This window comes from Streptomyces wuyuanensis, from assembly GCF_900103455.1.
Classification (GTDB): Bacteria; Actinomycetota; Actinomycetes; order Streptomycetales; family Streptomycetaceae; genus Streptomyces; species Streptomyces wuyuanensis.
In genome coordinates, this window is sequence record NZ_FNHI01000001.1 from 578,805 (window position 1) to 590,657 (window position 11,853).

Consider the following 11,853-nt stretch of genomic DNA (forward strand, 5'->3'; position numbering starts at 1 on the left):
CCGAGTGGCCGGTCCGCCGTGGGGCGGACCGGCCACTCGGCCACGTCGGCGTGTACCCGGTCGGGCAGCTGCCCGACCGTCCGTCAGGGGGCGTGCGCCCGCCGGATCAAGCGCTCCTCCCGGTGTTTCCATACGGCTCCGCGGAGGCCGGAAGGCCGGCCGGTCGTGTCCCGGACGGGCGGCCGCGGGCGGTCCGCCTGCGCAGCGCCCATCCGGCGAGGACCGCGGCCGCCGCCGTCGCGTAGGCGGTGGTGCCGACGGTGTCGGCGTTCCCCGGAAAGGCCGGGCCGGTGACGTACTTCGCCGCTCCGGCGACGGCGATGCCGAGCCATTCCCAGCGGCCGTCGAGGGCGACGAGGGCGACGAGGAGCAGGGCGTACCAGGAGTAGCCGGGAGTCAGGAGGAGGAAGGCCGTCCCCGTGACCAGCAGCGCTCCGCTCCACGGCCGCTCCGGATCCCCGCGGAGCACCACGTACGCGACGACGGCCGTCATCGCTGCGGCCACGACGGGCAGCGTCCAGTCGTCCGGCAGGATCAGACGCAGCAGCGCGTAGCGGTTCCTGGCGGAGGCGTCGTCGTAGCCCTCCTCCCGGACGTAGCCGCCCAGGAAACCGAGGACCGAGCCACGCGACACCAGCACGTAGGGCACGTACAGCAGGGCGACGACACCGGCCGCGGGCACCAGCACGGCCAGGGCGTCGCGGGCGCGCCGAACACCGGACAGCGCGCCCGGAATCAGCACTGCGGGCAGCAGCTTCGTCGCGACGGCCGCCCCCAGCAGCGCCCCGCCCGCCGCCCTGTGCCGGACGACGGCGGCCAGGGCTGCGACGGAGAGGAGCACGCCGAGGACGTCGACGTGGGCGTTGTTCACGGCCTCGACCGGCACCGCCGGGCACCAGGCCCAGTAGGCGGCCCTCCACGGCGCACCGCGGCGACGCAGCACCAGCAGCAGGGCGGCCGCCGTGGCGACCGAGAGCAGCGCCCCGCCGGTCTGCAGCGGCTTGTGCCGCGTGCCCTCGGGCGACAGGCCCTCCACCAGGAGGAAGTAGCCCTCCGCGACGGGCGGGTAGACGGTGTTCACCCGCGGCCGGTTGATGCGGGTGCACACGCCGGCGCCCACCGGCGCACGGTCGGGTCCGGCGCAGGCGGCACGGCCCTCGGGAAAGAGCCACGCGTCGCGCAGCGGGGCGAGTTCGGCAGCCGCGGGGACGTGGTCGTACGGAGAGATCCCGGCCGCCTGCACCCGGCCGTCCCAGGCGTACCGGTAGGAGTCGGTGCTGGTGCGCGGCGGTGCGACGAGGCCCGTCGCGGCGATCACGACCGAGCCGGCCATGACGAGCACCACCGCCGTCCGTGCGGGTGCCGTGCGCAGCATCCACAGACTTGCCGCGAAGAGCAGCCAGGCCGCCGCGTACCAGAGGGACAGACGCCCGGGGGCGGAGTGGTAGTCGTCCGCGCGAACGGTGCGGACGAGTACGGCGACGAGGCCGGCGAGCAGCAGGACGGTCACGGCGGTGCGGCGGCTGGTCATGGCGCCCAGCGTGGCAGCGCCGCGGACGTCGGAACGGCACGCGCAATGCGCCGTCCGCGTTTCGTAAGGTGTCCGAACCGCCGCCCGGGCCTTCGCGGCGGTCTCATGGACGGCATGAGACAGCGACTTCGGCCACCGTCCTTCTCCGGCAGGTTGCACGACGCCCGTACGGCCACCGTGATCGGCAGGTGGCTCGGCGCGGCGATCGCCGTCTGCTTCCTGACCGGCCTCGTCAGCCACTGGCTGCAGCACCCGCCCCGATGGCTCGTGAACGAACTGCCGCCGCGACCGGTGTGGGGCTACCGGCTGACCCAGGGACTCCACGTCGCCTCGGGCCTGGCGGCGATCCCGCTGCTCCTCGCCAAGCTCTGGGCGGTCTACCCGAGGCTCTGGGTCTGGCCGGCGGTGCGTTCCGTCGGGCACGGGCTGGAGCGGCTCTCGGTGGGGGTACTCGTCGCGGCGGCCGTGTTCCAGTTGTTCACCGGGCTGCTGAACATCGTCGAGTGGTATCCGTGGCCGTTCTCGTTCGTGCCGGTCCACTTCGCCGTCGCCTGGCTGGTCGCCGGTGCGGTGCTGCTGCACCTGGCCGTCAAGGCGCCGCAGATCAGGGGCCATTGGGGGCGCAGGTCGCCGGGCACGCTCGCGCTGCCGCCGGAGGACGCCCCGGACCGCAGGTCGCTGTTCGTGGCCGTCGGCGCGGCGGTCGCCGCCGTGACGCTGACGACCGTGGGTCAGGCGTTCACGCCGCTGAGGAGACTCGACCTGCTGGCACCGAGGCATCCCGGGATCGGCCCTCAGGGGCTGCCGGTCAACCGGACGGCAGCCGCCGCGGGTGTCACCGCCGCGACGGTCCGGAACTGGCGCCTGGAGGTGCGGGGACCGCGCCGCTACACGCTGACCCTGGACGAACTGCGGTCACTTCCGCAGGCCGAGGCCGTACTCCCGATCGCCTGTGTCGAGGGATGGAGCGCGTCGGCGCGCTGGGGAGGCGTACGCGTCCGGGACCTCATGGAGCGGGCGGGCGCCTCCCGGGACGCGGGGCTGCGCGTGGTCTCGATGGAGGTGCGCGGCGCGTACCGAGTGATGGAGATGGGCCGCGAGTACGCCCACGACCCGCTGACCCTGCTGGCACTGACCCTCAACGGCGAGGTGCTGTCGGCCGATCACGGCTTCCCGGCGCGGATCATCGCCCCGAATCGCCCCGGTGTCCTGCAGACGAAATGGGTCACCCGACTGGAGGTCATGTGATGCCGCCACGTGGAGGCGCCGCACCGCTCCGGTACGTCACCGGAGCCCTGGGAGTGGTGATGATGGCCGTGGGTGCGGCGCTGGTCCTCTCCAACCGCGATGCCCCGGGGGTGCTGGTGTGGCTGGGAGGAGCGCTCGTCCTGCACGACGCGGTGCTCGCTCCGCTGGTTCTCGGCGTGGGGCTGCTGGTGGCCGGCCTGCCCGCCCGGGGCGTGGTGCGCGGTGCGCTGGTCGTGGGCGGTTCGCTCGTGCTCGTCACGCTGCCGCTGCTGCTCCGCCCCGGTGCTCCGCCCAACCCGTCGGCGCTGCCGCTGCCCTACGCACGGAACCTGGTGATCGTCCTTGGGGCTGTGGCCGGCGCCGCCTGCCTGGTCCTCCTCGTCCGGTGGCTTCGCCGCAGACCGCGGTACACCGAGGACGACGGCCGGCGGGGGCGTCAGGCCCCGCGCCGCTGAGAGGGTCCGCGTAGTTCGACGAAGCTCCGCCCGGCCGCCGTCCACCGGCGTGCCGGGGTCCAGCCCGCACCGGCCGCGTGCCCGCACAGGGCGCGGGCGCCGAGGCGCGCCCAGGGGAACGGGGCACCCCGTTCCCCGCTGCCGTTGACGACGCTGACCTCGACGCGTTCGTCGGCGTCCTCGTCCTCCGCCGAGGTCTCGGCTATCAGAACCGCCCCCGGTGCGGTGACTTCGGCCGCGCGCCGCAAGAGCGCGGCCGGATCTCCGCCGATGCCGATGTTGCCGTCGATCAGCAGCGCCGTCCCCCAGCCGCCCTCGTCGGGCACCGGCTCGAACACCGACCGGAGCAGGGCCGTTCCCCCGGCCCGGAGCGTACGGGCCACCGCCTCCGGACTGACGTCGATGCCGAGCGCACGGCGTCCCCGCGCCAGCAGCGCGACGACGAGCCGTCCGGGACCGCAGCCGATGTCCAGGACGGACCCCTGGCACCGCCGCAGCACGGTGAGATCGGCCGAGTCGGGCCTCTCGCACCACCGTTCCACCTCCAGGGGCAGGAGCCACCCGTCGCGACGACGCAGGAAGAGCGGACCGCGGCCGGTGCGCAGCGCTTCCGTGTAGGGGTCGGCACGCCATGCGGTCGCCGTCATCGCGGGTCCGCCGGGGAAGATCCGTCGCCGGGCCGCGGCCGGCACCCGTCCGCGCGGTCGGGGCCTGACGCCGGTACCAGCCGTGCGTACAGGGCCGCGAAGCGGCTTCCCGCTGCATCCCGGGCCACCAGCCGCGCGTCCGCGGCGGTGTCCACGTCGCGCAGGGTCGGCAGATCGCCCACGCGCAGCCCGGCGTCGACCAGCCGACGACGCTGTGCGGCCCCGGTCTCCGGCACGGACATGGGTACGCCGCGCAGCAGTTCGGGGTCGGGGACCGCCAGGCCGAGTGCCCAGAACCCGCCGTCCGCCGCGGGCCCGAACCACGCGTCGTGCTCGTGCCACGCCCGCGGCGCGAGCGCGGGGGCGAGGAGGGCCGCCGAGAGCTGCGGGGTGTCCATCCCGACGAGCAGCGCCGGGCCCGCAGACAGCGAGAACGCCGCGGCGAGCCGCTCGTCGAGCGGGCCGGGGCCCTGGGGCACGACGTCGAAGCCCTCCGGCAGCCAGTCGCGGGCCGTTCCGTCCAGGACGAGTACACGGCGCTCCGCGGCAAGTCCGGCGACCACCGCGAGGGTGTCGGCGAGCGCGGCCTCGGCGAGCAGTGCCGCCTGCGCCGGGCTGAACGGAGGACACAGCCGTGTCTTCACCCGGCCCGGTACCGGCTCCTTGGCGATGACGAGAAGCGTGGTCACCGTGCACCACCCGCCTCGCCCAGCACCCGGCGCATGTCGTGCACCGCCTGCCAGGTGCCCCGCCAGGTACCGGTCACCTTCGACTTGCCGGTCCGGGGCAGGTAGGGCACGTCCTCCTCCCGTACCCGCCACCCGGCATCCGCGGCGCGCACCACCATCTGCAGCGGATAGCCGCTGCGACGATCCGTCAGGCCCAGCCCCAGCAGCCCCTCGCGGCTTGCCGCCCGGAGCGGACCGAGATCGTGGAGCCTCAGACCGGTCCGTCGGCGCAGCATCCAGGACAGCGCGAGGTTTCCCGCGCGGGCGTGTGCCGGAAACGCCCCCCGGACGGCGGGCCGTCGCCGGCCCAGCACCAGGTCGGCCTCGCCGTCCGCCACGGCACGGACGAAGGGGACGAGGAGGCCGGGGTCAAGGGACGCGTCACAGTCGCAGAAGCACACGATGTCCGCCTCCGCGGCCAGCAGTCCCGCGTGGCAGGCCGCACCGAAACCGCGCCGTTCCTCGCACACGACGGTCGCCCCCAACTCTCGGGCGACGGCGGCGGATCCGTCGGTGGAGCCGTTGTCGACGACGATGGCGCGCCATCCGGCAGGGACGCGTTCGAGGACCCAGGGCAGCGCCCCGGCCTCGTTCAGACAGGGAAGTACGACGTCAGTGGTCACGAGTTTCACCGTACGAATCGGCGGCGGACAAAGCGGATATCGACCCCTTACGAAACGCGGACGTCATCCTTCGCCGGCGGCAGTCCCGTGCCGCTCCGCTGCCGAAGCGCACCCCGCCGCCGCGGCGCTGCCCAGTGACGCCCGTGCGTCCGCCCGCCTGCCCGTACGTCCGGTGAGGACCGCACCGCGGTAGAGCCCCACGCCGTGGCGCGGCGCGGCGTGCCCTCGCCTCGGGGCGACGTCCGTGCCGGGCCCGCCCCGTCCACACTCCACGGGTTCCGCAGCCGCGCACGCCGGCGTGGGCACGCGCGGGGGCCGGCGCGAGGGTGTCTGCGGGCATGCACGGGGGTCCGGAGGCACGCGGGCCGGCGTGGGCGCGCCGGGGCGCGCGGTGTGGCGGGTGGCCGCAGGTCGCTCCCACGCGCTCGTCGGCGTCCTGTCCCCGGCTGCCTTCCGGGCTCAGAACGGCTGAGCGCCCGCGGCGGGTGCAGCGCCCGGTGCGCGCTGCGCGGCGCGGGCGAACTCGGCCATGCCGTCACGGAAAGCCGTGCGGGGCGACCAACCCAGGTCCCGTCGCAGCCGACGCGAGTCCGCCGTGATGTGCCGGACGTCTCCCAGCCGGAACTCGCCGGTGACGACCGGGGCGGGCCCTCCGCACGCGTCCGCCAGGGCCCCGGCCATCTCGCCGACGGTGTGCGGCTCGCCGCTGCCCGTGTTGTACGCCGTGAGGACGCCCGCCTCCAGGTCTGCGCACGCCTCCAGCGCCGCGACGTTCGCCGCGGCGACGTCCCGGACGTGGACGAAGTCCCGTCGCTGGGCACCGTCCTCGAACACCCGGGGCGCCTCGCCCCGGGCCAGCGCCGACCGGAAGAAGGAGGCCACTCCCGCGTACGGGGTGTCGCGGGGCATCCCCGGCCCGTAGACGTTGTGGTACCGGAGCGACACGGCCCGGCCGTCCGTCGCACGCGCCCAGGCGGCCGTGAGATGCTCCTGCGCCAGCTTCGTCACGGCGTACACGTTGCGCGGGTCGCACGGGGCGTCCTCGTCGACCAGACCCGGCGTCAGTTCCGCGCCGCACCGCGGGCACGGCGGCTCGAACCGGCCCCCCGCCAGATCGGCCGCCGACCTCGGACCGGGCCGCACCGCCCCGTGGCGGGGGCATGCGTAACGCCCTTCCCCGTACACGACCATCGAACCGGCGAGCACCACCTGCCGCACCCGCGCCTCAGCGGTGGCGGCGAGGAGCGTCGCCGTCCCCAGGTCGTTGCAGTCCACGTAGCCGGGCGCATCGGCGAAGTCCTTGCCCAGTCCCACCATCGCCGCCTGGTGACAGACCGCGTCCACGCCGCGCAGGGCCGGGGCGAGAACCGCTGTGTCGCGGACGTCGCCGTGCACGAACTCGGCCTCCGGCAGGACCGGAGGCCCGTGGTGCGCGGTGGGCAACAAGGCGTCCAGGACCACCGGTTCGTGCCCTTGCCGGATGAGTGCCGAGACGATGTGCGCGCCGATGAAACCGGCGCCTCCTGTGACGAGTACGCGCATGTTGCCGACGCTATGGGCCGCCACCGCCCCATGCGGGCTCCCGCGCCAGGGCGTCATACTTCCGTCATGGGTCGGGCAGCCGCCGACGAGCCCGCAGGCAGCGCCCCCGCCCGCAGGCCGTCCGCCGTCGTCCGGTCCGCCCACGCTCGTGCGCTGTGCGCGTCCGCCGGCTCACGGGGCGGTGGCGGCGGAACCACGCCCGGTCGGCTCGCCGGACATGCCTCCGAGGTCAACAGGGCCTCTCCGCAGTCCCGTTGAGGTGCGCCGCAGGCTGACGACACGGCAATGTATGGCATGTGCATCCCATTCCTCAGCAGGTGCGGCCCGCCACGGGCCACATGCTCGTCAGCGGTGACGACGCCCTCGCCCACCGGCTCGCCGCCGAACTCCGCGACGTCTACCGGCAGCAGGTCACGCTCCTCGTCCCACCCAGCCGCTCGCCCGCGAGCCCTCCCGCGGACGCGAACGTCCCCTCGGGCGGCCGGGCCCTCGCTCTCCTCGGCAGGGTGTCGGCCGGCATCGCGCGTACGGGAGGGAGCCGGGCCGCGGCGAACGGCGGGGGCGGTCGACCCGACGAGCCGGCCGTCATGGAGACCGACGACCCCGACGACGTCGCGCTGCGGGAGGCCGGGGTGGAGACCGCACAGGCGCTCGCCCTGGTGCACGAGGACGACGAGACCAACATCCGCGCCGCGCTCACCGCCCGCCGCCTGAACCCCCGTCTGCGGCTGGTCATCCGCCTCTACAACCGCAAGCTCGGCCAGCACCTGGAGGAACTGCTCGACCAGGCCGCCGCCCTCGCCGTCCCCGGGATCGCCGCGGACGACATCGACTCGTCCACCACCGTCCTGTCCGACGCCGACACCGCCGCCCCCGCCCTCGCCGCCACGGCGGTCACCGGGACCAGCAAGATCGTCCAGGCGGACGGGCTGCTCCTGCGTGCGGCCGAGAGGCCCCCGCCGGGGCGCGGTGAGACCGCGGATCCGGGCCTGTGCACACTGGCACTCCTCTCCTCCACCAGCAGCGACCCCGCCGGTGTGGAGGGAACCGACGGCAGCGGCTCCGACGGTCCGCTCCTGCTGCCGGACGACCGGGCCGTCGCCGCGGCGTCCGGCCGCGGCAGGATCGTGCTCGAAGCCGTCACCGGCCCGGACGCGCGACCCGGCAGCCGCCTGAGCGGCCCCGCACTGCCCTTCCGGGAACTCTTCTCGCGCCGTGTGCGCTGGTCGTTCGCGGGGGTCGGCGCGGCCGTCACCGCTCTGGCGGTCGCGTCCTGGCTCACCACGGGAGACCACCCGCTCCACGCCGCCTACATCACGCTCCTCGACCTCTTCTCGATCAACGACCCCGCAGTGGGTGCGGAGACGGACCGCCAGGTCCTGCAGCTGCTCACCGGGCTCGTGGGACTCCTGCTGCTGCCGCTGCTCGTCGCCGCCGTACTGGAAGCGCTCAGCTCCTTCCGTTCGGCGACCGCCCTGCGCCGTCCGCCGCGGGGTCTGAACGGGCACGTCGTCCTGCTGGGGCTCGGCAAGATCGGCACCCGCGTCCTCGGCCGGCTGCGCGAACTCGGCACCCCCGTCGTGTGCGTCGAGAACGACCCCGAAGCGCGCGGAGTGGCCCTCGCCCGCAGGCTGCGTGTCCCCGTGATCATCGGGGACGTCACGCAGGAGGGGGTGCTCGAGGCCGCCAGAACCCACCGCGCCCGCGCCCTGCTCGCCCTCACCAGCTCCGACACGACCAATCTCGAAGCCGCCCTGTACGCCCGGTCGATCGCCCCCGACCTCCGGGTGGCGCTGCGGCTGTACGACGACGACTTCGCCACCGCCGTCTACCGGACGCTGCGCGCCGCGCACCCCGGGGCGCTCACCCGCAGCAGAAGCGTGACCTCGCTCTCCGCGCCCGCCTTCGCCGGTGCCATGATGGGCCGCCGGGTGCTGGGAGCCGTCTCCGTCGAGCGCCGGGTGCTTCTGTTCGCCGCCCTCGAAGTCGCCGACCTGCCGCGGCTGGAGGGCCGTACCATCGCCGAAGCCGTCCGTCCGGGCAGGTGGCGGGTGCTGGCCCTGGACATGACGGCACCGGGCGACCGGCGTCCGGACCTCTCCGCCGCCCCGCCCGACGACGGGACGGAACACACCACCGGGCTGCTGTTCGACCTCCACCCGGGGCATCTGCTGCGGCCCGGCGACCGGGTGGTCGTCGCCGCCACACGTCGTGGTCTGGCGGAACTCCTGGGACACCGGACCGGGTAGCCGGGTCCGTGCGCGGTGCTGCGGCAGCGCGTGAAGGCGCCGCCCAGGGCGTCGCGAGCGGGTGAACCTTTCGGGGCAGCCCTTAGGGTGTGAAGACCGGTGCCCGCCCCGTCGACGCGTGCACCGGAGGGACGACACCGTGAACGAAACCGCCTCGCTTCTGACCGTCGCCATCGTGGTGGCCGCACTTGTGATCAGGACCGCCGTGGCGGAGATGCGCAATCCCGGGAGTGCCCGTGCCCGGTGGGCCCTCGCCTCCGGCACCCGGGCCGTCACCGCGGGGGCTGTGGCGGCGGCCGCCCTCGGTCTCGTCGGCTGGCGGTACTTCGGCTACGGAGCCGTGGCGTGGGCGGTTCTCGCAGGTGCCCTCGTCGCCGTCGTCGTGGACCGCCGCCCGCCCGAGGGCTGAACCCCGGCTTCGCGTGCGGCGGGACGACTGCCGCGCCCGAACGACGCGGCCCCCACGAGATGCCTCCGGGGAAGGCTCGTCCGGACCGTGCCGACCGGGTCCTTCCCGGGGGCGCGCCGGGCGGTTCTCGGAGACTCGGCGCCGGTGAGGCACCCCCGGACGGCCGCGCCGACCTGGGGTCTCCGGACGGCCGCGCCGGGCGGGCCTTGCGGCTCGCCCGGCGCGGTTCACCACTCCATGAGCCTCGGTCCCCGAGCCGCGGCGTCCGCGCCGCCCCGTGAGCGGCCGCGGCCCCGGCCTCCCGCCCCCGGCCGCCCCCGATGGCCGGCGCGGTCCACCAGCCCTCAGCCGCTGATCTCGACCGTCCCGTTCTCCGCGGGCCCGGCGGGCACCCGCTTCGGGCCCTTCTGCGTGATGCCCCTCAGCACCTCGGTGAGGTCGACTCCCGTGGTGGAACCCAGCAGTTCCAGTCCCTGGGCGACGTTGTCCGCCACTGCCCGCGGCAGCTTGCCGGCACCGTCGGTGGAGATGACGGTCAACTTGTCGATCGCGCCGAGCGGTTCGGCCGCCTTGCCGACCACCTGCGGCAGCACCTCGACGAGCATCTGCAGCACCGCGGCGTCGCCGTACCGGTCGAAGGCGTCCGCCTTCTGCTGCATGGCCCCCGCCTCGGCCGATCCCTTGGCGGCGATGGCCGCGGCCTCCGCCTCGCCCTCGATGCGGACCGCGTCGGCGAGCGCCGCACGGTGCGCCTTCTCGCCCTCACCGGTCAGACGGGCGCGCTGGGCGTCGGCCTCGGCCTGCTTCACCAGGGCGACGCGACGCGCCTCGGCCTCCTGCTCGGCCTGGTAGCGGGCCGCGTCGGCCGGCTTGCGGACCTGGGTGTCGAGTTCCCTGTCGGTCAGTGCCGCCCGGCGCTCCGCGACCTTCTCCTGCTGGCTGAGGATCTCCTGCTGCCGGTCTGCCTCGGCCAGCGGCCCCGCGGCTGCGGCCTTCGCGGCGGCCTCGTCCGTCTCCGCCTTGATCTCGGCCTGCTTGAGGGCGAACGTCCGCTGCGCGACGGCGATCTCCTCCTCCGCCTTCAGCCGTGCCTGCTCCGATGCCCGCCGGGCCACCGCCTCGGCGATGTCGGCCTCCTGCTTGGCCCGCGCCGCTTCCGGGCGCCCGAGGTCCTCGAGATAGGAACCCTCGGTGGTGATGTCCTGGATCTGGAAGGCGTCGAGCACGAGGCCCTGCCCCGAGAGGCTGGCCTCGGCCTCCTCGGCGACCTGGCCGGCGAAGGCCGCCCGGTCCCTGATGATGTCCTCCACCGACATCCGGCCGACGATGGAGCGCAGCGCGCCGGAGAGCACTTCCTGGGTGAAGCCGACGATCCCGTCCTGCTGGACGAGGAACCGCTGGGCGGCGGCCCGGATCGAGTCCTCGGTCCCGCCGACCTTGACGATCGCCACGCCCTCCAGATTGGCCTTGATGCCGCGCAGCGTGACCGCGCCCCGGACGGCGACGGGGATGTGCCTGCTGGAGAGGTCGAGGGTGAACCTCTGCTGCACGAACGGCACGACGAACACGCCGCCACCGACGACGACCTTCTGGCCGCTGTTGTCGGTGAAGACCCGCCCCGTCTCGGGATCGGTGGACTTCTTGCCGCGCCGGCCGGTGATGATGAACGCCTCGCTGGGGCCCGCGACCTTGTACCGCGTGACCACGACGAGGCCCAGCAGGACGACGAGTACGACGACTCCCACCACGGCGATGACGACTGGATTCATGGTGCTCCCCCCTGCCTCCCTGGGGCGGCAGATCAAGTGTGTCGAATGGAACGGCGCCGGGGTGAACCGTCAGCGCTCGACGGGGCGGACGAGGACGGACGTGGCCGACAGGGCGGCCTCCACCCAGATCTCCGAACCCCGCTGGACGGGCGCGGCGGACCTGGCGGCGAACTTCACGGGCTGGCCGGCCACCCTCAGCAGCACCTCGCCGTAGCCGTCGGCCGGGATGGCGGTCACCACGGACCCTCCGGTGCCCAGAAGATCCTCACCGCGCGGAGCTGCCGGGGTCCGGTCCCGCATGAGCGCGCTGCTGAGCCGCCAGGTCAGCCGGGCCGCGAGCAGTCCGGCGAGTACTCCCGCCACGGTGGCGGCGGTCCCTCCCAGGCCCGTCGTGCCCAGCACGATCGCGCCGGTGAACCCGAGCATCGAGACGAACCCGGCGATCACCGGGAGCGACAGCCAGCCGTCGAGCAGGCCGTCCAGCACGCCGTCGAAGACGCCTTCCAGCACTCCGTCGAGGACGAGCGAGAGCGCCAGCAGGACGATGCCCGCGATGCCGAGACCGAGAAACAAACCCATACCAGCACACCCCCTGACCACTGGTCACCCCGATGGCCGGATGGTCTCATCCACACCGAACCCATTTCATTGC

At 74.4% G+C, this 11,853-nt stretch carries 11 protein-coding genes; 4 read left to right on the plus strand and 7 right to left on the minus strand.

The annotated features are described in order from the left end of the window. Nucleotides 1-106: 106 nt before the first annotated feature. Complete coding sequence (locus BLT82_RS02410) at nucleotides 107-1,531, minus strand: glycosyltransferase 87 family protein (RefSeq protein ID WP_093652076.1); 1,425 nt, start codon at nucleotides 1,529-1,531, stop codon at nucleotides 107-109. A gap of 105 nt (nucleotides 1,532-1,636) precedes the next feature. Between BLT82_RS02410 and BLT82_RS02415 the strand changes: the two genes are divergently transcribed. Further along, nucleotides 1,637-2,779: a molybdopterin-dependent oxidoreductase gene (locus BLT82_RS02415; protein ID WP_093652077.1), complete on the plus strand. Its 1,143-nt coding sequence runs from the start codon at nucleotides 1,637-1,639 to the stop codon at nucleotides 2,777-2,779. Next, on the plus strand, nucleotides 2,779-3,234 hold the full coding sequence (locus BLT82_RS02420; RefSeq protein WP_093652078.1) for a hypothetical protein: 456 nt from the start codon (nucleotides 2,779-2,781) through the stop codon (nucleotides 3,232-3,234). The genes BLT82_RS02415 and BLT82_RS02420 overlap by 1 nt, the downstream gene beginning before the upstream one ends. On the opposite strand, the gene BLT82_RS02425 is transcribed toward BLT82_RS02420, so the two are convergent. From BLT82_RS02425 to BLT82_RS02440, 4 genes are all read right to left on the minus strand, one after another. Continuing rightward, nucleotides 3,216-3,881 (minus strand): class I SAM-dependent methyltransferase, encoded by a 666-nt coding sequence (locus tag BLT82_RS02425; RefSeq protein ID WP_093652229.1) that lies wholly within the window; start codon nucleotides 3,879-3,881, stop codon nucleotides 3,216-3,218. The two genes, BLT82_RS02420 and BLT82_RS02425, sit on opposite strands and share 19 nt — an antisense overlap. Beyond that, on the minus strand, nucleotides 3,878-4,570 hold the full coding sequence (locus BLT82_RS02430; protein WP_093652079.1) for a TIGR04282 family arsenosugar biosynthesis glycosyltransferase: 693 nt from the start codon (nucleotides 4,568-4,570) through the stop codon (nucleotides 3,878-3,880). The genes BLT82_RS02425 and BLT82_RS02430 overlap by 4 nt, the downstream gene beginning before the upstream one ends. Next, the gene (locus BLT82_RS02435; RefSeq protein ID WP_404202647.1) at nucleotides 4,567-5,241 is read right to left on the minus strand and encodes a glycosyltransferase family 2 protein; all 675 of its coding nucleotides are present in this window, start codon (nucleotides 5,239-5,241) and stop codon (nucleotides 4,567-4,569) included. The genes BLT82_RS02430 and BLT82_RS02435 overlap by 4 nt, the downstream gene beginning before the upstream one ends. A 450-nt stretch (nucleotides 5,242-5,691) precedes the next feature. Then, nucleotides 5,692-6,774: an NAD-dependent epimerase/dehydratase family protein gene (locus BLT82_RS02440; RefSeq protein ID WP_093652081.1), complete on the minus strand. Its 1,083-nt coding sequence runs from the start codon at nucleotides 6,772-6,774 to the stop codon at nucleotides 5,692-5,694. Nucleotides 6,775-7,112: 338 nt separating this feature from the next. Between BLT82_RS02440 and BLT82_RS02445 the strand changes: the two genes are divergently transcribed. Both BLT82_RS02445 and BLT82_RS02450 read left to right on the plus strand, forming a co-directional pair. Continuing rightward, entirely contained in the window at nucleotides 7,113-9,023 is a 1,911-nt protein-coding gene (locus BLT82_RS02445; protein ID WP_208867673.1) for a potassium channel family protein, read from the plus strand. Between the two features lie 139 nt (nucleotides 9,024-9,162). Further along, entirely contained in the window at nucleotides 9,163-9,432 is a 270-nt protein-coding gene (locus BLT82_RS02450; RefSeq protein WP_093652230.1) for a hypothetical protein, read from the plus strand. A 344-nt stretch (nucleotides 9,433-9,776) separates the two neighbouring features. Here BLT82_RS02450 and BLT82_RS02455 read toward each other — a convergent pair whose 3' ends face one another. Beyond that, entirely contained in the window at nucleotides 9,777-11,201 is a 1,425-nt protein-coding gene (locus BLT82_RS02455; protein ID WP_093652083.1) for a flotillin family protein, read from the minus strand. A 69-nt stretch (nucleotides 11,202-11,270) separates the two neighbouring features. Beyond that, nucleotides 11,271-11,780: a hypothetical protein gene (locus BLT82_RS02460; RefSeq protein ID WP_093652084.1), complete on the minus strand. Its 510-nt coding sequence runs from the start codon at nucleotides 11,778-11,780 to the stop codon at nucleotides 11,271-11,273. Nucleotides 11,781-11,853: the final 73 nt, after the last annotated feature.